Origin of the sequence: Delftia sp. Lp-1, assembly GCF_020523835.1 — a bacterium.
Classification (GTDB): domain Bacteria; phylum Pseudomonadota; class Gammaproteobacteria; order Burkholderiales; family Burkholderiaceae_C; genus Comamonas; species Comamonas acidovorans.
Map to the genome: position 1 here is coordinate 704,488 of NZ_JAJALJ010000001.1, position 18,879 is coordinate 723,366.

18 protein-coding genes are annotated in these 18,879 nt (G+C 68.2%); 8 read left to right on the plus strand and 10 right to left on the minus strand.

Annotation, left to right across the window (positions count from 1 at the left end):
- The first annotated feature begins 141 nt into the window (after positions 1-141).
- Positions 142-1,494, plus strand: coding sequence for a methyl-accepting chemotaxis protein (locus LGR64_RS03065; RefSeq protein WP_230354961.1), 1,353 nt, complete (start codon positions 142-144; stop codon positions 1,492-1,494).
- Between the two features lie 118 nt (positions 1,495-1,612).
- On the opposite strand, the gene LGR64_RS03070 is transcribed toward LGR64_RS03065, so the two are convergent.
- Positions 1,613-2,257, minus strand: coding sequence for an L-threonylcarbamoyladenylate synthase (locus tag LGR64_RS03070; RefSeq protein WP_012207210.1), 645 nt, complete (start codon positions 2,255-2,257; stop codon positions 1,613-1,615).
- A 25-nt stretch (positions 2,258-2,282) separates the two neighbouring features.
- Complete coding sequence (locus tag LGR64_RS03075; protein ID WP_013800875.1) at positions 2,283-3,146, minus strand: 3',5'-nucleoside bisphosphate phosphatase; 864 nt, start codon at positions 3,144-3,146, stop codon at positions 2,283-2,285.
- Between the two features lie 212 nt (positions 3,147-3,358).
- Here LGR64_RS03075 and LGR64_RS03080 point away from each other — a divergent pair, with 212 nt between their 5' ends.
- Positions 3,359-5,146: a methyl-accepting chemotaxis protein gene (locus tag LGR64_RS03080; RefSeq protein WP_230354962.1), complete on the plus strand. Its 1,788-nt coding sequence runs from the start codon at positions 3,359-3,361 to the stop codon at positions 5,144-5,146.
- Between the two features lie 58 nt (positions 5,147-5,204).
- Here LGR64_RS03080 and LGR64_RS03085 read toward each other — a convergent pair whose 3' ends face one another.
- The 7 genes from LGR64_RS03085 to LGR64_RS03115 form a co-directional block, all read right to left on the minus strand.
- Entirely contained in the window at positions 5,205-5,867 is a 663-nt protein-coding gene (locus tag LGR64_RS03085) for a DUF799 domain-containing protein (RefSeq protein WP_012207207.1), read from the minus strand.
- A gap of 1 nt (position 5,868) precedes the next feature.
- Positions 5,869-6,243, minus strand: a complete 375-nt coding sequence (locus LGR64_RS03090; protein WP_043825006.1) for a DUF4810 domain-containing protein — start codon at positions 6,241-6,243, stop codon at positions 5,869-5,871.
- Complete coding sequence (locus tag LGR64_RS03095) at positions 6,240-6,920, minus strand: CsgG/HfaB family protein (protein WP_013800879.1); 681 nt, start codon at positions 6,918-6,920, stop codon at positions 6,240-6,242. Before LGR64_RS03095 ends, LGR64_RS03090 begins: the two co-directional genes overlap by 4 nt.
- A gap of 97 nt (positions 6,921-7,017) precedes the next feature.
- The gene (recJ, locus tag LGR64_RS03100; RefSeq protein ID WP_043825009.1) at positions 7,018-8,736 is read right to left on the minus strand and encodes a single-stranded-DNA-specific exonuclease RecJ; all 1,719 of its coding nucleotides are present in this window, start codon (positions 8,734-8,736) and stop codon (positions 7,018-7,020) included.
- 10 nt (positions 8,737-8,746) lie between these two features.
- Entirely contained in the window at positions 8,747-9,745 is a 999-nt protein-coding gene (locus tag LGR64_RS03105) for a hypothetical protein (RefSeq protein ID WP_063328199.1), read from the minus strand.
- Positions 9,746-9,811: 66 nt separating this feature from the next.
- Positions 9,812-11,137 (minus strand): sulfatase family protein, encoded by a 1,326-nt coding sequence (locus tag LGR64_RS03110; RefSeq protein ID WP_230354963.1) that lies wholly within the window; start codon positions 11,135-11,137, stop codon positions 9,812-9,814.
- Positions 11,138-11,181: 44 nt separating this feature from the next.
- Positions 11,182-12,204: a tripartite tricarboxylate transporter substrate binding protein gene (locus LGR64_RS03115; protein ID WP_230354964.1), complete on the minus strand. Its 1,023-nt coding sequence runs from the start codon at positions 12,202-12,204 to the stop codon at positions 11,182-11,184.
- 179 nt (positions 12,205-12,383) lie between these two features.
- Here LGR64_RS03115 and LGR64_RS03120 point away from each other — a divergent pair, with 179 nt between their 5' ends.
- The 3 genes from LGR64_RS03120 to lolD all read left to right on the plus strand — a co-directional run bounded on the left by LGR64_RS03120 (position 12,384) and on the right by lolD (position 14,878).
- The gene (locus LGR64_RS03120; protein WP_328511977.1) at positions 12,384-12,854 is read left to right on the plus strand and encodes a MarR family winged helix-turn-helix transcriptional regulator; all 471 of its coding nucleotides are present in this window, start codon (positions 12,384-12,386) and stop codon (positions 12,852-12,854) included.
- A gap of 61 nt (positions 12,855-12,915) precedes the next feature.
- A complete protein-coding gene (locus LGR64_RS03125; RefSeq protein WP_099750561.1) occupies positions 12,916-14,169 on the plus strand; it encodes a lipoprotein-releasing ABC transporter permease subunit in 1,254 nt (417 codons plus the stop codon).
- Positions 14,162-14,878, plus strand: a complete 717-nt coding sequence (lolD, locus tag LGR64_RS03130) for a lipoprotein-releasing ABC transporter ATP-binding protein LolD (protein WP_013800885.1) — start codon at positions 14,162-14,164, stop codon at positions 14,876-14,878. The genes LGR64_RS03125 and lolD overlap by 8 nt, the downstream gene beginning before the upstream one ends.
- A gap of 21 nt (positions 14,879-14,899) precedes the next feature.
- Here the strand turns inward: lolD and LGR64_RS03135 are convergent, their stop codons facing one another.
- On the minus strand, positions 14,900-16,366 hold the full coding sequence (locus LGR64_RS03135) for a methyl-accepting chemotaxis protein (RefSeq protein ID WP_230354966.1): 1,467 nt from the start codon (positions 16,364-16,366) through the stop codon (positions 14,900-14,902).
- A gap of 214 nt (positions 16,367-16,580) precedes the next feature.
- Between LGR64_RS03135 and LGR64_RS03140 the strand changes: the two genes are divergently transcribed.
- The 3 genes from LGR64_RS03140 (at position 16,581) to LGR64_RS03150 (ending at position 18,852) form a co-directional block, all read left to right on the plus strand.
- Complete coding sequence (locus tag LGR64_RS03140; protein ID WP_230354967.1) at positions 16,581-17,402, plus strand: TatD family hydrolase; 822 nt, start codon at positions 16,581-16,583, stop codon at positions 17,400-17,402.
- A gap of 75 nt (positions 17,403-17,477) precedes the next feature.
- The gene (locus LGR64_RS03145) at positions 17,478-18,023 is read left to right on the plus strand and encodes a DNA-deoxyinosine glycosylase (RefSeq protein WP_230354968.1); all 546 of its coding nucleotides are present in this window, start codon (positions 17,478-17,480) and stop codon (positions 18,021-18,023) included.
- Between the two features lie 19 nt (positions 18,024-18,042).
- Positions 18,043-18,852 (plus strand): spermidine synthase, encoded by an 810-nt coding sequence (locus tag LGR64_RS03150; protein ID WP_230354969.1) that lies wholly within the window; start codon positions 18,043-18,045, stop codon positions 18,850-18,852.
- Positions 18,853-18,879 lie beyond the last annotated feature (27 nt).

An 18,879-nucleotide genomic window follows, 5' to 3' on the forward strand; every position in this document is an offset into this window, starting at 1 on the left:
CGCCAGAGCCCGTGCGCTGCGCTCTGGCCGCGTGGATATGGTGGTTTCCCGCAGATTGGCAATGCCCCATCCTGTGTTGCAAAATGAAACACCGATGAGATGGTTCCCTCAACAGGTTTTTCACCAAGGCCCTCGGGCCATATGTACAAGAGGTGGCACGTGGGCGTACTGGGCTTGGGCAGGCTGCCGATAGGCTGGCGGTTGGTGATTGCGTTCGGCGGTATCAATCTGCTGGTCTTCACGATGATGGCGGTCACGGTGTTTTCACTGGGGCAGGCCGAACAGGCGCTGGCGGCCGGGGGGGCGACCACGGTGGCCGAGCAGGCGTTGGTGCACACGCGCTGGTGGGTGCTGGGGCTGGGGGCTGCCGTTTGCGTGCTGGCCCTGGTGGCCTGGTTCAGCCTGCGGCGGGGAATCGTGCAGCCGCTGGGCCAGGCCATCCTGATTGCCGAGACCGTGGCGGCCGGTGATTTGAGCCAGGAGTTCTCGACCGAGCTGCAGGGCGACTTCGGCCGCCTGCTGGGCGCGCTGGGCACCATGGAGGACACGCTGACCGAGCTGGTTGGCCGCATCAAGCAGTCCACGGATTCCATCGGCCTGTCGGCTGGCGAGATCGACGCCGGCAACTCCGACCTGTCGCGCCGCACCGAGGCCCAGGTCTCGGCGCTGGCCCAGACGGCGGCCAGCATGGAGCAGCTCACCGCCACCGTGCGCCAGAACGCCGACCGTGCGCATTCGGCCAGCGGTCTGGCCGTCGATGCCTCGTCCACCGCCAAGCGCGGCGGGGCCGTGGTGAGCGAGGTGGTGCAGACCATGGAGGCCATCAGCGGCAGCTCGCGCAAGATCGTGGACATCATCCAGGTCATCGAAGGCATCGCCTTCCAGACCAATATCCTGGCGCTCAACGCGGCCGTGGAGGCGGCGCGTGCGGGCGAGCAGGGCCGGGGCTTTGCCGTCGTGGCCAGCGAGGTGCGCAGCCTGGCCGGGCGCTCGGCCGAGGCCGCCAAGCAGATCAAGGAACTGATCACCACCAGCGTGCGCCAGGTGGAAAGCGGAGCCGGTCTGGTCAACCAGGCGGGCGCCACCATGCAGGAAATTGTGGGCGCCGTGGGCCAGGTATCGGGCCTTCTGGGCGAAATGTCGCAGGCGCTGCGCGAGCAAAGCGAGGGCATCGCCCAAGTCAACGCCGCCGTGGGTCACATGGACAGCGCCACCCAGGAGAACGCAGCCCTGGTGCAGCAGGCCTCGCGAGCGGCCTCGGCGTTGAGCGAGCGCGCCCAGGATCTGGAGCAGGCGGTGGGCGCCTTCAAGCTCGATGACGAGCCTGAATCTGCGGCGGGCGCGGTGTTCTCGGCAGCGCAGGCCAGGCCCGCGCTGGCCCCATCCGTTGCCGTGGCGCCCGCAGCAAGTTCGCCAAGTTCGCCAAGGCCGCCGCAGCGTGCGCCGACTCCTGCGGCCCGGCGGCTGCAGTCGCTGGAATTGGCGCAGCACTGATCTGCATCTCTCTCGCCAGCGTCTCTTCACAACACAAACGCCGGGCTTGCCCGGCGTTTGTCTTTCATGTGATGCGGTGCATGCCCCCGCTCGGGCCATCTTCGTCAGGCCATCTTCATCAGGCCATCTCAAGGCCCAGGGCGTCCAGGCTGCCCCTTCCCTGGCGCACCACGGTCGGCGGATTGCCCAGGGCCATGGGAACCAGGTCGATCACGGTGGTCGGCTCCGAAGGGCAGGCGCCTGCATCGACGATGGCGTCAAGCTCGTGGGGAAAGCGCTCCAGGATGGCGTCCGCGTCGTGCAGGGCCTCGGTCTCGCCCGGCGGGATCAGCGTGGTGGCGATCAGCGGCTCGCCCAGTTGCTCCAGCAGCAGCTGCGTGCCCTTGCGGTCCGGCACGCGCAGGCCGATGGTCTTGCGCGACGGATGGCTCAGGCGCTTGGGCACTTCCTTGGAGGCTTCCAGGATGAAGGTATACGGCCCCGGCGTGGCCAGCTTGAGCAGGCGGTACTGGCGGTTGTCCACGCGCGCATAGCTGGACAGCTCCGACAGGTCGCGGCACAGCAGCGTGAGATGGTGCTTGTCGTTGATCTGCCGGATGCGGCGAAGCCGCTCCACCGCAGGGCGGTCGTCCAGATGGCAGACCAGCGCGTAGCTGGAATCCGTGGGAATGGCCAGGATGGCGCCCTGGCGCAGCATGTCGGCGGCCTGCTTGATGAGACGGGGCTGGGGATTGTCGGGGTGGGCTTCGAAGCGTAGGACCATGGTGTGCGTTGTTGGCGGGAGGAGCTCAGGCCAGCTGTATGCGCTCGCTCAGCAGTTCCCATACCGGCGTCAGCTGGCCCGGCAGGTAGGGCAGGTCGCCCAGATCGGTGTGCGATTCCTCGGGACTGTGGAAGTCGCTGCCGCGCGATGCGGCCAGGCCGAATTCGCGCGCCATGTCGGCATAGATGGTGTATTCGCTGGGCCGGTGGCTGCCGGTGACGACCTCTACGCCCTGGCCGCCATGGGCCTTGAACTCGGAAAACAGCGCGTATTCCTCGTTGGCGGTGAGCGCGTAGCGGGCCGGATGGGCGATCACCGCCACACCGCCGGCCTGCGTGATCCAGCGCACGGCATCGGCCAGGCGGGCCCATGTGTGGGGCACGTAGCCGGGATGGCCTTCGGTCAGGTAGTGGCGGAACACCTCGCCCGTGTCGCGGCAGCGGCCGGATTCCACGAGAAAGCGTGCGAAATGGGTGCGTGATATCAGGCCGGGATTGCCGGCAAAGCGCAGCGCGCCTTCGTAGCTGCCTTCGATGCCGGCCAGCTCCAGCTGGCGGGCCATCTCGCGGGCGCGTGGGCCGCGCCCGTCGCGCGTGGCGTGCAGCCCTTCGAGCAGGGCGGGGTCGTCCGCGTCAAAGCCCAGTCCCACGATGTGCACGGTGGCACCTGCAAAGCTCACCGAGATCTCGGCGCCCGTCAGGTAGTCCATGCCGCAGGCGCGCGCGGCGGCGGCGGCGCGGTGCTGGCCGCCGACTTCGTCATGGTCGGTCAGCGCCCACAGCTGCACGCCCCGGGAGGCGGCGCGTTCGGCCAGTTGCTCCGGCGTCAGCGTTCCATCCGAGACCACGGAGTGGCTATGCAGATCGGCGTTCAGATAGGACTTGGGCACCGGTCCATTGTAGGTGTCGGTGCTTTTCCGAGCCGGGCAGTGCGGCTGGGGGACTTCCCTGAGTGCGGGTTAACAGGGCTCAATAGTGACGGATGCATGACGATGATCAGCTAGGCGCCGTCAAGGGTGGACAAGAATGGTTTCCGGAGCGATGGGCGGCAGGGGCGCCATGGCCTGGCTCCGGCATTGTTATAAAAAAGATCGGTTTTTCCATGAATCTGAATCAAATCACGGTCGCCCAGAAGCTGTGGGCCCTGGTGCTGGGACTGCTGGTGAGCATGCTGGTGGTCAACGGCGGCATCCTGGTCTATCTGCACGGGGTCAACGAGAAGATCAACACCGATGTGATGACCGCGCAAAGCGGCGCCACGCTGGCGCGCGAGTGGCGGCATCTGACGCAGATGAGCGTGGAGCGCTCCATCGTCGCGGCCATGTCGCCCGACGAGACGCTGGCCGCGCAGCAGCGCGCTTTGATGAGCAAGGGCATAGAGCGCATCAACGTGCTGCAAAAGCAGGTGGGCGACCTGCAGCTGGGCACGCAGTCCAAGCAGGCGCTGGAGGCCGTGGCAGCCGAGCGCCGCGAGACGCTCAAGGCCAACTCGGCGGCCCAGGAGGCGCGCAAGGCCAGCGATTTCGCCACCACGTTCGACATCGTTGAAAAGCAGCTGCGCCCGGCGGCCGAGCGCTACAACAGCGCGCAGGAAGCCTTCGTGCAGCAACTGGAGCGCCAAAGCGAGCTGGGGCGCGAGGAAGGCGTGGCCCATCGGCGCCAGGCGTACTGGATCGGTGCGCTGGCCAGTGCGGTCATCGTGGCCCTGGGCCTGTTCATGGGAGTGGCCATCATGCGGTCGATCACGCGGCCGCTGGACCAGGCCGTGGCCCTGGCCGACGGCATTGCCGCAGGCGACCTCACGGGCTCGGTGCAAAGCAACCGGGGCGATGAGCTGGGCCATCTGCTGGGCGCACTCAACGGCATGGCGCAGCGGCTGCGCGGCGTGGTGGGCGAAGTGCGCTCTGGCGTGGAGTCCGTGTCCACGGCCTCCAACCAGATCGCCAGCGGCAACCAGGACCTGTCCTCGCGCACCGAGCAGACAGCGGCCAACCTGGAGGAGACGGCGGCCAGCATGGAAGAGCTGACGGCCACCGTCACCCAGTCGGCCGACACGGCGCGCCAGGCCAACCAGCTGGCGGCCACGGCCGCGCAGGCGGCCGAGCAGGGCGGTGCCGTGGTGGCCCAGGTGGTCACCAGCATGCAGCAGATCACGGACAGCAGCCGCAAGATCGCCGACATCATCGGCGTGATCGACGGCATTGCCTTCCAGACCAATATCCTGGCGCTGAACGCCGCCGTGGAAGCGGCCCGCGCAGGCGAGCAGGGCCGGGGTTTTGCCGTGGTGGCGGGCGAGGTGCGCTCACTGGCCCAGCGCAGCGCCGAGGCGGCCAAGGAAATCAAGCTGCTGATCACCACCAGCGTGGACAACGTGCAGTCGGGCTCGAAGCAGGTGGAGCAGGCGGGGCGTTCCATGGAGGAAATCGTCTCCAGCGTGCGCCGCGTCAGCGACCTCATCGGCGAGATCACGGCCTCGTCCACCGAGCAGCGCGACGGCATCGGCCAGGTCAACCAGGCCGTGACCCAGCTCGACCAGATGACCCAGCAGAACGCGGCCCTGGTCGAGGAATCCAGCGCGGCTGCGCTGGCCATGCAGGACCAGGCGCGGCGCCTGTCCGAGGTGGTGGCGGTGTTCAAGCTGGGGCAGGAGGGCAGCGCACTGGCGCCGGCCAGGGCACACGTGCCGGCCACCGCAGCGGCACGCCGGCCGGCATCTATCGGTGCAACCGGTGCAACTGCTGCGGTGCGCCCTGCGCCTGCGGCACCCGCACGTCCAGCGCCCGCCGTGCGCAATGCACCGGCGCCCCAGAAGATCCAGCAGCCCGTGGCGAAGGCCCCCGCCAGGACAGCGGCCAAGGCCGGGGCGGACGACGACTGGGAGACCTTCTGACCGGGAGGAGCGGGTATGCAGGCCGGCGTGCAAGTCAGCGCCGGCCTGCAGGCCTTCGTCAGTTGCGCGGCTTGCCGTAGTCGGGCGAGCGCGGGCCTGGCAGCAGTCCGCGCTGCGCCATGGGCGACAGCAGGCGCTGGTTGGCGATGGAGGCGATCTGCACGCTGCGGTCGTTCATGGTGTCCAGGATCTGGTTGAGCAGTGCCGTCACCAGGATGCCGACCAGTCCGCCGCCTGAGCTTTGCCCTTCGGCGCTGGAGGCCGTGGCACTGCCATCCCACAGCTGGGTGCCGGTGCGCAGGTCCACCAGCCTGGCCTCCAGCGTGACCACGGAGGCGCTGCTGATCACCGCATAGCTGGTGCCGTAATTGCGGATGTTCAGGTACAGGGCCGCATCGGCGCCAAAGATTTCACGGAGCTTGGCCACGGGCAGTTCCTGGGCGTCGTCTGCGCTGACGATGCCGTTCTGGCGGAACATTTCCTCGGTGACAGCCACGGGCAGAACGTAGTAGCCGGCCTCGGCCAGCGGCAGCGTGATCTGGGACAGCACGCCCGCCGGTGCATTCACTTCCGGGGACTGGTTCAGCGCAGGCATGACCAGGATGGAGGCAGGCTTGGATGCCCGCAGCGCCGCATAGTCATAGGGCGCGGTGGTGGCGCACCCGGTCAGCGCCACGGTCATGGCAAGTGCCAGGGTCTTGATGTGATCGGTCAGGCGCATGTCAATTCTTGCGGGCCGTGAAGGTTTGCAGCAGCGTGTCCATGAAGGTGGCGGACTCGGGGAAATGCTGTTTTTCCTCGGCCAATTGCTCCACCGTCTTTTCGTTGTTGCCGGTTCGGGAATAGAGCATGGCCATATGGGCGCGGTAGCCGGGCGGCAGCGCCTTTCCCTCGGCCTGCACCTTCAGGCGGGCTTCTTCCAGCTTGAGCAATTGGTCCTCGGCGCCGGTACTGCCGTCATCCTTGAGGTATTGGTAGACCTGGGGCTGGTAGTCATTCCAGGCATACAGCGGCTGGCGCGGCGCAGCGCAGCCGGCCAACGTGGCGCAGATGGCCAGCGCGGCCAGGGCCGTTGCCGAATGGATGGGGCGCTTCATTGCGCGGGCTTCCATGCGCCGCTGTCAATGCCGGCTGCCAGCTTGTCCACGGCTTCGCGGATGGCCAGATCCAGTACCTTGCCGTTGAGCGTGGAGTCATAGCCGGCCGTGCTGCCGAATCCCACGATTTCGCGGTTCGACAGGCTGTATTCGCCGGCACCCTGTACCGAATAGACGACTTCGGAGGTCTGCACCCGGACGATGTTCAGGCTGACCTTGGCATAGGCCACCTGCTCCTTGCCACGGCCGAGCACGCCGAAGAACTGGCGGTCCCCGACCACCTTGCGGCCGAACTCGCTCACGTCGCCGGTCACGACATAGGTGGCGCCCTTGATCGCTTGCTCCTGCTTGTTGAAGCCCGCTTCCTGGCGGGTCTCGGACATGTTGTCGCGGTCCAGCACGCTGAATCGGCCGCTTTGCTGCAGGTGGGTTACCAAGATGGTTCTGGCCTGGCCACCGAGGCGATCGACGCCGTCCGAGAAAATGCCGCGCTGAAAGCTGGAGCGGTTGTCGAATTTGCCCACGGAAATGGGGCTGCGCGGGCCTTGATAGGCGCTGGATGCAGAAGCGGGTTTGGCTGTTTCAAGCGTGCGCGATTGCTCTGTGGTGGAGCAGCCGGAAAGGCCGGCGGCCAGGGTGATGGCAATGGCCGTGCAAGGCCACAGGCGAGAGGTCATGAGTATTTCCCCGGTTTTCTTGGAATGAATTTGCAATAATTTGTTGCAAAAACCGGGGATATTAACCGAGGGGCACCGTGAATGGCGCCCCAGGTCTCTAGGACGCGTCCGAATGCACTCCCTCGATCAGGAATTGCACCTTGCGCTCTCCGCGCCATTCATTGATGTCCATGCGAAAGGCAATGCACGCCGAGGGCGGCAGCGGGTCGGTATGGCCGAACCAGATTCCGTCCACGGTTTCGCCCTGATGGCGCAATTGCAGTTTCAGGTGCTTTTCACCGACCAGGCGCTGTGACAGCACTTCCAGTTGCTCGCTGAAGGTGGGGGGGGCAAAGCCCTGGCCCCAGACCGCGAGATTGAGCTGCTCGACCATTTCGGGCTTGCGGAAATCCGGGTCCAGCGGTCCGTCGGTCTCTATGCGGCGCGTCAGCGTGGCTGCGTCCAGCCATTCCTGTGCCACCTGGGCCAGGGCCTTCTCGAATACCGCGAAACCGGCCTCGGCAATGGTGCAGCCGGCCGCCATGGCGTGGCCGCCAAAGCGCAGCAGCAGGCCGGGGTGGCGCTTGGATACGAGGTCCAGCGCGTCGCGCAGGTGAAAGCCGGGAATGGAGCGGCCCGAGCCCTTGAGTTCATGCTCGTGCCCCGGCGCGCCGCTGGCGGCGAAGACGAAGCTGGGCCGGTGCATGCGGTCCTTGATGCGCGAGGCCACGATGCCGACCACGCCCTCGTGGAAGTCGGGGTCGAACACGCTGATGGCGGCCGGCGGCGTCATGCCGTCTTCGCACAGGCCTTCGGCCATGAGCAGGGCCTGCTCGCGCATGCCGCCTTCCAGTTCGCGGCGTTCGCGGTTGATGGCGTCCAGCATCTGCGCCAGGTTGGCGGCGCGGCCCGCATCGTCCGTGGTCAGGCACTCGATGCCGATGGTCATGTCGGACAGCCGGCCTGCGGCATTGATGCGCGGGCCCAGGGCAAAGCCGAAGTCGAACGTGGTGGCCGCAAAGGCCTTGCGGCCAGCGGCTTCGAACAGGGCCAGCAGGCCTGGTTGCATCTGGCCACGGCGGATCTGCTTCAGGCCCAGGGCGACCAGGCGGCGGTTGTTGGCGTCCAGCCGGACCACGTCGGCCACCGTGCCCAGGGCGACCAGGGGCAGCAGGGCCTCCAGCCGGGGCTGGCTGGCCTTGTCGAAGCGGCCGCGCGCGCGCAGCTCGGCACGCAGGGCCAGCAGCACGTAGAACATCACGCCGACGCCGGCCATGGACTTGCTCTCGAAGCTGCAGCCGGGCTGGTTGGGGTTGACGATGGCATCGGCCAGCGGCAGGTGGTTGCCGGGCAGGTGGTGGTCGGTGACGACCACCTGCAGGCCCAGGGCCTTGGCCTCGGCCACGCCTTCGACGCTGGCAATGCCGTTGTCCACCGTAACCATCACCTCGGCGCCGGTTTCCTTGACGCGGCGTGCGATGGGCGGCGTCAGGCCGTAGCCGTCCACCACGCGGTCGGGCACCAGGTAGCTGACCTCGGTCGCGCCCAGCATGCGCAGGCCGCGCCAGCCCACGGCGCAGGCGGTGGCGCCGTCGCAGTCGTAGTCGGCCACGATGCACAGGCGCAGGCCGCGCTCTATGGCATCGGCCAGCAGCCGCACGGCGGCCTCCATGCCCAGCAGGCCGGAGGGGGCCAGCAGGCGTGCAGGCGTGTCGTCCAGTTCGTCGGCGGAGCACACGCCGCGTGCGGCGTAGAGCTGGGCCAGCAGAGGGTGGACGCCGGCCTGGCGCAGTGCCGAGGCCTGCTGCGCAGGGATCTCGCGGGGGATGATTTTCATGGGCAATGTGTCAGAGCATGCGGCCCAGGTCGGGCAGGGCGCGGGGGCCGAAAAGGCCCGTCAGCCTGTCCAGCCAGCGCGGCGGGCGGCTGCTCCATGCGATGGCATGGCGTTCGCCGCACAGCGTCAGCGTGAGCGGGTGGCCTGCGCGCACGCGCTCCAGCAGGCGGGCGATGAGCCCGGCGTCCAGGGCCTTCCAGGCCTCGCGCCACGCAGCGGGGTTGCCCTGCAGGGCTGCGGCGTGAAGGTCGTCCAGGCATTGCACGGCGGCCTTGGCGCCGGTGGCCGTGCCGGGCTGCAGGCGCCCGGCGCCGTGGACCCAGAAGGCGTTGATGGGCACCTGTCCGCGGGCGGCGCGGGCGTCGTTGAAGACATGGGTGTAGAGCAGCATCTGCACCTCGCTTTGCAGGCGGTGCAGGGCGCGCGCCTGCTGCGCATCGGGCAGCCAGGGCCGCACGTCGCGGCCGATGACGCGGTCCATGGAGGCCGTGGCCAGGTCATCGAACAGCGCACCGCGCGCCAGCCAGCGCTGCGGCTGCTGGTACTCCAGCACGATGCCGTCGTCAGCGAACCAGGGCGCCAGCAGGGCCAGCAGCTGGCGGGATTCCTCATCGCTGAGGGGGGTGGTGGCGGGATCGCTCTGGTGGACCTGGTCTGCGCCTATGTGCCAGTGGCAGGGCGTGACATAGGCGCAGGCCTGCGCCGTCTCACCGGCCTGCCAGGCGGCCCAGGCAATCAGGCCCGGCGCATCGGGCAGGCCCAGCGAGCGCGCCAGGGCGCGTTCGTGGGGGGGAGAAAAATCCATCTCCGTGCCGGTCTGTGCGGGCGCGGGCTGCATCAGCGCCAGCAGGGATTGGAGATGGGGCAGCTCCAGTCCGCCCCAGACGGCCGCGACGGCAGCGTCATCCGCTGCATCCGAGGACGGACCGCCGGCATAGGGAATGATCCATTCGGTCGTTTCCTCCAGCGGGGCTTGGGTGGAGGACACCAGGGGCGCGGTCAAAAGCATGGCCGCTATTGTCGGGCATGGGGTGCCGCAGTGCCGGCGCCTTCGTTTTTCCCCTTGGAGCGCGGTTCAGCGCTGGGGCATGTCGCGGGCCGAAGAGACCAGGCTGACCGTGGCGTCCTCGGGGATGGGCGGCATGCCCTGGTTCCAGTCTTCCCAGGCGCTGCGCATGGCGGTCAGACGCTCGGGCGCGCGCGCTGCCTGGTTGGCGCGCTCGCGCTCGTCGGCCGCAAGGTCGAACAGGTAGTCGATGCCGTCCATGCGCAGGTACTTCCAGTCGCCGTCGCGCAGGGCACGTTGGCCCCGGTGCTTCATGCGCCAGTGCAGGGCGCGCGGGAATTCGGCATCTTCGGCGCGCAGCACGGGCAGCAGGGAGACGCCGTCCAGCGCATGGCCCTCTGGTGCCTGCACGCCGGCGGCATCCAGCACCGTGGCCGACCAGTCCATGGTCATGCAGTGCTGGGTGCTGCTGCGGCCCGGCGCGATGACGGCCGGCCAGTGCGCAATCCAGGGCACGCGTATGCCGCCTTCGGTCAGGTCCATCTTGCCGCCGACCAGGGGCCAGTTGTCGGAGAAGCGTTCGCCGCCGTTGTCGCTGGTGAAGACGATGAGGGTGTTGTCCAGCTGTCCGCTGGCACGCAGCGCCTCGACGATCCAGCCTATGCCTTCGTCCATGTGGTGGATCATGCGGCGGTACTGGTGGATGTTGCCGCCGTCCAGGTGGGCAATGCCCGCGCCCAGGGCCTCGGCCGTGCTGCGGTCATCGCGCGTTTCCCAGGGCCAGTGTGGCGCCGTGTAGTGCAGGCTCAGGAAGAAGGGCGCATCGCCCTGGGCCATGCGGTGGACGAAGTCCACGCTGCGCTGCGACAGCAGGTCGGTCAGGTAGCCCTCGTCATGGTGTTCCTCCTCGCCCACCCACAGGTCGTGCTGGCCCGAGCTGCTCAGGTGGGTGAAGTAGTCCACGCCGCCCGACATGGGGCCGAAGTATTCCTCGTAGCCCGAGCGCAGCGGGCCGAAGTGCGGCGGGTAGCCCAGGTGCCATTTGCCGATCAGCGCCGTGCGGTAGCCCGCATCCCTGAGCATGGAGGCCACGGTGGGCATGTCCGGCGGCAGGCCCAGCTTCTCGCCCAGCGGCGTGCCGCGTGTCTTGCTGTTGATGGGCTCCTCGGCCGCACCGCGCAGGCGGTACTGGTAGCGCGCCGTGGCCAGGGCAAAGCGCGTGGGAGAGCACACGGGCGAGTTGGCATAGCCCTGGGTGAGCCTGAGGCCGCCGGCGGCCAGGCGGTCAAGCACCGGGGACACCGCTCCGAAGTCGGCCGCGCGGCCGCCGTAGCAGCCGAGGTCGGCATAGCCGAGGTCGTCGGCCACGATGAAGAGGATGTTGGGACGGGACATGGAAATGCGCTCTGTGCAGGGTTGTGGGCGGGAAGCGGCGGCGCTCATTCCATCTTCATTCCGGTGGACTGGATCACGGTCCGGTAGCGGTCGGCCAGCGCCTGTATGCGTTCGGCGGCGGCCGGGCCGGTCAGGCCTTCGTAGAACAGGTCGTTGGCGCGCATGCGCTCGCGCAGGGCCGGATCCTTCATGGCCTTTTCCAGCGCGGACTGGATTCTTGCGACCAGGGGCTCGGGCGTGGCGGCAGGCACCCACAGGGCGAACAGCACTTCCTGCTCCAGGTCCTTGTGGCCCAGCTCGCCCACGGTGGGCACGCCGGGCACCAGCGGGTTGCGCTGGCGCGTGGTCACGGCCAGCGGCACGACCTTGCCGGCCGCCACCTGGCCCAGCATGGCAGAGGAGCTGATGATGCCGCCGTCCACCTCGCCCGCCAGCACGGCCGTGCTGGCCGGGGCGTTGCCCTTGTAGGGCACGTGGCTGACCTTGGCGCCCGTGGCATGGGTCAGGATGGCCGAGGCCAGGTGGCCCGGCGTGCCGTAGCCGGCCGAGCCCAGCGTCAGGCCGCTTCTCTTGCCCTGGGCGATGAACTGGTCCAGCGTCCTGAGGCCGGTGCGGGGATTCACGGCCACCATCATTCCCTGCGAGGCGATCATCATCACGGGGCGCAGGTCCGCGCCCTTGAAGGGCATGCTCTTGTAGATGAAGGGATTGACGGTGAAGGTCGTGTCGATGCCGACCAGCAGCGTGTAGCCGTCGCCGGGCGCCTTGGCCGCGTTGTCGGTGCCGATGTTGCCGCCCGCGCCGGGCCGGTTGTCCACGACGAAGGGCTGTTTGAGTTCACGCTGCAGTACCTCGCCCAGGCTGCGCGCCAGGATGTCGGCGGCGCCAGCGGGCGCGAAGGCGACGACGGTGCGCACGGGTTTGGCGGGCCAGGCTGCAGCATCGGCGGCCGCATCGGCCCGGGCGCCAGCGCCGGAGCCCAGGCCCAGCAGAAGGGCCAGGCCGGCCCGCAGCAGCGGGCTGCGCAAGGCATGGGTGGCATGGGTGGCTTGGAACAGGGAAAACATGGTGGCGAACTTTCTGCGCTGCGGGGGCGCCGGGCTTTGCGAGAATCCCCAGGCCGGCTCCGGACGGTGGCTCCCGTTGTCTCCTTTCCGGACGGGGCCACTGTAGAAGTCCCCGCAGCAATTGATCTAATCAACTGTTCCCCGTGAATACCCGTCCCGCTCCCACCTCCATCCAGCAGATGCTGCTGTTTCGCATCAACCGCTACTTCGGTGCAGCGGGCGGCGTGGCCATGCGCATGTGCGAGGCGCATTTCGGCATCACGCGCCGCGAGTGGGGCGTGATGGCCACGGTGGCTGCCAACGAGGGCCTGCTGTCGTCGGAGCTGGCCGAACGCGCGCAGCTGGACCGCGCACGCACCTCGCGCGCCCTCAGCGGGCTGGAGGAAAAGGGCTGGGTGCAGCGCAGCCCCATGCCTGGCGACCGCCGCCGCGTGGCCGTGTCGCTGACGGCCGAGGGGCGGCGCATGTACGGCCTGATCCTGCCGCGCATGGCCCAGATCCACCTGGACCTGGTGTCCGTGCTCAGCGACGAGGAACTCGCACAATTCGATACCTTGCTGGCCAGGCTGCAGCGCCATGCGCTGGCGCTGGAGGCAGAGGGCCGCTACGACGCCCTGCCGCGTGTGGACCGCGGACGGCACCGGCGCTGACACGCCGACGGCAAAGCCTGCCGCCATGCAGGGCCTGTGGGCGATGACACAATGCATGCCCATGCAATTTCCCTACGAACTGGCCGTCGGCTGGCGCTATACCCGGGCGGGGCGTGCCACGCGCCGCAACGGCTTCATCTCGTTCATCTCCGGCGTCTCCATGCTGGGCATCGCCCTCGGTGTGGCGGCGCTGATCATCGTGCTCAGCGTGATGAACGGCTTCCAGAAGGAAGTGCGCGACCGCATGCTCAGCGTGGTCTCGCACATCGAGATCTTCGCGCCCCAGGGCGCGGCGCTGCCCGATCTGGAGCGCACCATGCGCGAGGTGCGCGCCAACCCCGACGTGCTGGGCGCCGCCCCCTTCGTCGCGGCCCAGGCGCTGCTGGCGCGTGGCGAGGACATGAAGGGCACCCTGGTGCGCGGCATCGATCCGGCGCGCGAGGGCGAGGTCACCGATGTGGCCGCCACCAATGCCGAGGTGCTCAAGCACCTGGTGCCTGGTGAATTCAACGTGGTGCTGGGTGTGGAGCTGGCGCGCTCGCTGGGCGTGCGCCAGGGCGACATGGTCACGTTGATCGCCCCGGGCGGCCAGGTCACGCCGGCCGGCGTGGTGCCGCGCCTCAAGCAGATGCATGTGGCCGGCACCTTCGACTCCGGCCACTACGAATACGACTCGGCCCTGGTGATGATGCACTACGAGGACGCGCAGCGCCTGTTCCGCCTGGAAGGGCCGACTGGCATCCGCCTGAAGCTCAAGGACCTGCACGAGGCACCGCGCGTGGCCATGGAACTGGCCCATACCATCACCGACCGCCTGCTGATCCGCGACTGGACCCAGCAGAACCGCACCTGGTTCGCGGCCGTGCAGCTGGAAAAACGCATGATGTTCATCATCCTCACGCTCATCGTGGCCGTGGCGGCGTTCAACCTGGTGTCCACGCTGGTGATGACGGTGACCGACAAGCGCGCCGACATCGCCATCCTGCGCACGCTGGGCGCCTCGCCGTCCAGCATCATGGGCATCTTCATGGTGCAGGGCGCCATGGTGGGCGTCATCGGCACCTTCGCAGGCCTGCTGCTGGGCCTGGGCATCGCCTTCAACATCGATGTCATCGTGCCGGCCATCGAGCGCCTGCTGCACGCCAACTTCCTGCCCAAGGACATCTACCTGATCAGCAAGATGCCCAGCGATCCGCAGTACAGCGACATCATGCCCATCGCCGTGATCTCCCTGGTCCTGGCCTTTGTCGCCACCATCTATCCCAGCTGGCGCGCCAGCCGCGTGAACCCCGCCGAGGCGCTGCGCTATGAATGAAGTGAATGTGATGCCCGGTTTCGAAGTGTCCCAGCAGGGCGCCGTGGTCCTGGATGCGCGCGGCCTGACCAAGCGCTTTGCCGAAGGACGGCTCAACGTGCAGGTGCTGGCAGGTGTCGACCTGCAGGTGCGTGCGGGCGAGACGCTGGCCATTGTCGGCGCCTCGGGTTCGGGCAAGAGCACGCTGCTGCACCTGCTGGGCGGGCTGGACGCCCCCACCAGCGGCAGCGTCACCCTCAAGGGCGAGCCCCTGCATGAACTCAGCGCCCAGAAGCAGGGCGCGCTGCGCAACAGGCACCTGGGCTTCATCTACCAGTTCCACCATCTGCTGCCCGAATTCAGCGCCCAGGACAACGTGGCCATGCCGCTGCGCATACGCCGCGACGACAGGGCCGAGTGCATGGAGCGCGCGGCGCGCATGCTGGCGGCCGTGGGCCTGGGCGAACGCATGCTGCACCGTCCGGCCGAACTGTCGGGGGGCGAGCGCCAGCGCGTGGCCATTGCCCGCGCCCTGGTCACCCAGCCGGCCTGCGTGCTGGCCGACGAGCCCACCGGCAACCTGGACCGCAGCACGGCCGACACCGTGTTCCGCCTGATGCTGGAGCTGGCGCGCAGCCATGGCACGGCCTTCGTCATGGTCACCCACGATGAGCAGCTGGCGGCGCGCTGCGACCGCATGGTGCGCCTGGTGCAGGGCCAACTGGCCTGACCGGCAGGCCTGAGTCTGGACTCAGGCCATGCGCAGCAAGGTGCCCGGCAGGCGCTGGGCGCCTGCGGAAAGCACGGCCGCTGCCGGGGCCGACTTGATCTGCGGCGCAGCGGGAACGATGGATGCCGGCAGCGGCTTGCGCTGCGCCTGGTCCCTGGATGCATCCGCGACGGCCGCGCTCTGCGCCGTCAGGTCGGCCGTCACCTCGCGCAGGCGTGCCGACTGGGCCATGGACGCCTGCACCACATCGCCCATGATGGCCGTGACCTGGTGCGAGGAGTCCACGATCTCCTGCATGGTGCCGCCGGCCTGGCGCACCTGATTGGCGCCCAGTGCCACCTGCTCCACCGAGGTGTGGATGAGCTGCTTGATTTCCTTGGCGGCGGCGGCACTGTTCTGTGCCAGTGCCCGTACCTCACCCGCCACCACGGCAAAGCCCCGGCCCTGCTCGCCTGCGCGGGCCGCCTCCACGGCAGCGTTGAGCGCGAGGATATTGGTCTGGAAGGCGATGCCGTCCATCACGCCGATGATGTCGCTGATCTTGCGCGAGCTGGCGCTGATGGACTCCATGGTGCCCATGACCTCGTGCACCGTGCGTCCGCCCTGCTCGGCCACCAGGCAGGCCTGCCGGGCCAGTTCGTTGGCCTGGCCTGCGTGCTCGGCGCTTTCGCTCAGGCCCTGCATGGCCTCGCCCAGGGTCTGCGCGGCCGTGAAGCGGCGCGTGATATCGCGGGCGTACTTGACCACCTTGAACGGCCGGCCATCGGCGTCGAGGATGGGGTTGTAGCTGGCCTCGATCCAGACCTGGCGGCCGTGCTTGCCGATGCGCAGGTACTGGCCCGCATCGTGCTGGCCGCTGGCCAGCTTGCGCCAGAACTGTGCGTATTCGGGACTGTGACGCTCATGGGGCTGGACGAACATGCTGTGGTGCCGCCCCGTGACCTCATCCAGCGTGTAGCCCATGGCCTGCAGGAACAGGCGGTTGGCATGCAGGATGTTGCCCTGCAGGTCGAACTCGATGATGGCCTGCACCTTGGAGATGGCGGCCAGCTGGCCTTCGGCGTCGGCGTTGCGGCGCTGCTGCTCGGTGATGTCGGTGGCGTACTTCACCACCTTGAAGGGCCTGCCATGGCGATCGAAGATGGGGTTGTAGCTGGCCTGCAGCCAGACATCGCGCCCGTCCTTGGCAATGCGGCGGTAGCGTCCCGCGTCGTGGATGCCGCTGCCCAGGCGCTGCCAGAACGCGGCGTACTCGGGCGACTCGCTCATCTGGTGGTCCACGAACATGCGGTGGTGCTGGCCGATGACCTCATCCTCCTCATAGCCCATGGTGTCCAGGAAGTTCTGGTTGGCGGCCAGCACATGGCCTTGCAGATCGAACTCGATCACGGCCTGGGATTTGTGGATGGCCGCCAACTGCCCATCCAGTTCCGCCTGGCGGCGTGCGCCACCCAGGTCCAGGATCCGACTCCATGCTGAGCGCTTCATGGGAAATTCCTCTCTCCAAAGAATGCCTGCCGGTGTTGCGAGAGCTCGACGCGGGGGTGTAAATGTTTCTTTATGTATTTATATGGACCGCCAAGTGTTTCGGGTATTGATTTTGTCAAACGGAGCCAGCTCGCAATAAGCCCAGGGTTTGCCCTTGGTTTTCGCATTGCCTGCCTCTGGCGGGCCGGGTGCAGGCCGGTGGCATGATGCGGCCATGCCCGCCTGGATAGACACCCATTGCCACCTCGACGCCCCTGAATTCGATGCCGACCGCGATGCCGTGCGCGCGCAGGCGGCAGAGACAGGCGTTGCACATCTGGTGATACCGGCCGTGGCGCGCGAGCACTGGGACACGGTGGTGGCGCTGGCGCGGCGCCATGGCGACAGCTATGCGCTGGGCATCCATCCGCTGTACACGCCCAATGCCCGCGAGCAGGACATTGCCGCATTGCGCGAGACGCTGGCGCGGTTGCGCGGCGATGCGCAACTGGTGGCCGTGGGCGAGATCGGCCTGGACTTCTTCGTGCCCGGGCTGGATGCGGACCGGCAAATCTGGTTCTACGAGCAGCAGATCGCGCTGGCGCGCGAGTTCGATCTCCCGGTCATCCTGCATGTGCGCAAGTCCAGCGACCGGCTGCTCAAGACCCTGCGCGCGCGGCCTGTGGCGGGCGGCATTGCCCATGCCTTCAACGGCAGCGTGCAGCAGGCCCAGGCCTTCATCGACCTGGGCTTCAAGCTGGGCTTTGGCGGGGCAGTGACCTATGACCGGGCGCTCAAGCTGCGCGAGCTGGCAGCCGCCCTGCCGCTGGATGCGCTGGTGCTGGAAACCGATGCCCCCGACATTCCGCCGCACTGGCTCTACACCACGGCCGGGCAGCGTGCCCAGGGCCAGGCCCAGGGCCGCAACACGCCGGCCGAGCTGGCACGCATTGCGGACGTGATTGCGCAGTTGCGCGGCATCACGCCCGAGGCCCTGGCCGAGGCCACGGGCCGCAACGCGCGTGCCGCGCTGCGAGGCCTGCCCGCCATGGACTGAACAAGGCTTGAGCGGAACCTGAACCTGAGCGGTCTTGCCGCCCGCTGCCAGCAGCCCGGCGACCGCTGGGCGACAATGCCGGCCATGTCCTTGACCGTTCCCGACCTGCCGCCCCCCGGCGCCCCGCGCTGGCAGGGCCTGGCGCCGGTGGCCGATGCGCGGACCCGGGCCCTTGTGCTGGGCAGCTTTCCGGGCCTGCGATCGCTGCAATTGCAGCAGTACTATGCCCATCCGCAAAACCAGTTCTGGCCCTTGCTCCAGGCCCTGTGGCCCGGACATCCGCAGCCCGGCCGCGACGACTATGCGGGCCGCTGCGAATGGCTGCTGACCCGCGGCCTGGGCCTGTGGGACGTGTATGCCAGCTGCGAGCGCGAAGGCAGCCTGGACAGCGCCATCCGCGCGGCCGAGGTGAATGATTTCGTGGCGCTGCGCACGCATTGCCCGCAGCTGGCGCTGGCCCTGCACAACGGTGGCGAGAGCTACAAGCACGCCGGCCGCACGCAGGCCCTGGGCCTGGCCGCCGTTAAGCTGCCATCGACCAGCCCGGCCAACGCGAGCTGGAGTTTCGCGCGCAAGGTCCAGGCCTGGCGCGAGGCGCTGGCTGCCCATCAATTGCTCTGATTTTTTGACTGTTCCCGACGTGATACGCAAGACCCGCGGCGCCGCCAAGGCTGCCCCATCCTCTTCCTCCAGCGCCACCACCGCCGCAGACGCCGAGCTGCCTGAAGTCAGCGTCTCCGACGATGGCGATGTGCGCCACCTGCACCTGGGCACGCCCTGGATCCAGGGCTCCATGCGCATACGCGAGCCGTTCGAGATCGAGCTCGAATACGTGCAGCGCATGATGGGCTGGCTGCTGTTCATGGAGCCCGCCAGCGTGGCCGGCCGCCATGCCATGCAGCTGGGCCTGGGCGCGGCCGCCATCACCAAGTTCTGCCACAAGAAGCTGCGCATGCGCACCACGGCCATCGAGCTGAACCCGCAGGTGCTTGCCGTGTGCCGCAGCTGGTTCAAGCTGCCGCCCGACAGCGACACGCTGCGCGTGGTGCTGGCCGATGCGGCCCAGGAAATCCGCAAGAGCCAGTGGCTGGGCACGGTCGATGCGCTGGCCGTTGATCTCTATGACCACGATGCGGCCGCGCCCGTGCTGGACAGCGCCGAGTTCTATGCCGACTGCCGCAATCTGCTGACCGACGACGGCATCATGACGGTCAACCTGTTCGGCCGCACCTCCAGCTACGAGCGCAGTCTGGCGCGCATGGCCGAAGCCTTTGGCGAAGAGGCCATGTGGGCCTTCCGCCCCACGCGCGAGGGCAACACCGTGGTGCTGGCCCAGCGCACGCCACGCGCGCTCGACCCCGCCGCGCTGCAGGCTGCCAGCGCCCAGGTGCAGGCCCGCTGGGACCTGCCCACGACGCGCTGGCCCAAGATCTTCGTGCGGCCCTGGTAGAGCCGCCCTGGTAGAGCGGGGCTGGCC

What these genes read in the sequence shown, in the direction of transcription:
- LGR64_RS03085 (WP_012207207.1), bottom strand. Translation starts at nt 5,867, where the DNA reads ATGCGCCTGACCGATCACATCAAGACCCTGGCACTTGCCATGACCGTG.
- LGR64_RS03145 (WP_230354968.1), top strand. Translation starts at nt 17,478, where the DNA reads ATGCCGGCCATGTCCTTGACCGTTCCCGACCTGCCGCCCCCCGGCGCC.
- LGR64_RS03115 (WP_230354964.1), bottom strand. Translation starts at nt 12,204, where the DNA reads ATGTTTTCCCTGTTCCAAGCCACCCATGCCACCCATGCCTTGCGCAGC.
- LGR64_RS03090 (WP_043825006.1), bottom strand. Translation starts at nt 6,243, where the DNA reads ATGAAGCGCCCCATCCATTCGGCAACGGCCCTGGCCGCGCTGGCCATC.
- LGR64_RS03120 (WP_328511977.1), top strand. Translation starts at nt 12,384, where the DNA reads ATGCTGCTGTTTCGCATCAACCGCTACTTCGGTGCAGCGGGCGGCGTG.
- LGR64_RS03105 (WP_063328199.1), bottom strand. Translation starts at nt 9,745, where the DNA reads ATGCTTTTGACCGCGCCCCTGGTGTCCTCCACCCAAGCCCCGCTGGAG.
- LGR64_RS03110 (WP_230354963.1), bottom strand. Translation starts at nt 11,137, where the DNA reads ATGTCCCGTCCCAACATCCTCTTCATCGTGGCCGACGACCTCGGCTAT.
- LGR64_RS03140 (WP_230354967.1), top strand. Translation starts at nt 16,581, where the DNA reads ATGCCCGCCTGGATAGACACCCATTGCCACCTCGACGCCCCTGAATTC.
- LGR64_RS03125 (WP_099750561.1), top strand. Translation starts at nt 12,916, where the DNA reads ATGCAATTTCCCTACGAACTGGCCGTCGGCTGGCGCTATACCCGGGCG.
- LGR64_RS03135 (WP_230354966.1), bottom strand. Translation starts at nt 16,366, where the DNA reads ATGAAGCGCTCAGCATGGAGTCGGATCCTGGACCTGGGTGGCGCACGC.
- lolD (WP_013800885.1), top strand. Translation starts at nt 14,162, where the DNA reads ATGAATGAAGTGAATGTGATGCCCGGTTTCGAAGTGTCCCAGCAGGGC.
- LGR64_RS03065 (WP_230354961.1), top strand. Translation starts at nt 142, where the DNA reads ATGTACAAGAGGTGGCACGTGGGCGTACTGGGCTTGGGCAGGCTGCCG.
- recJ (WP_043825009.1), bottom strand. Translation starts at nt 8,736, where the DNA reads ATGAAAATCATCCCCCGCGAGATCCCTGCGCAGCAGGCCTCGGCACTG.
- LGR64_RS03070 (WP_012207210.1), bottom strand. Translation starts at nt 2,257, where the DNA reads ATGGTCCTACGCTTCGAAGCCCACCCCGACAATCCCCAGCCCCGTCTC.
- LGR64_RS03095 (WP_013800879.1), bottom strand. Translation starts at nt 6,920, where the DNA reads ATGACCTCTCGCCTGTGGCCTTGCACGGCCATTGCCATCACCCTGGCC.
- LGR64_RS03080 (WP_230354962.1), top strand. Translation starts at nt 3,359, where the DNA reads ATGAATCTGAATCAAATCACGGTCGCCCAGAAGCTGTGGGCCCTGGTG.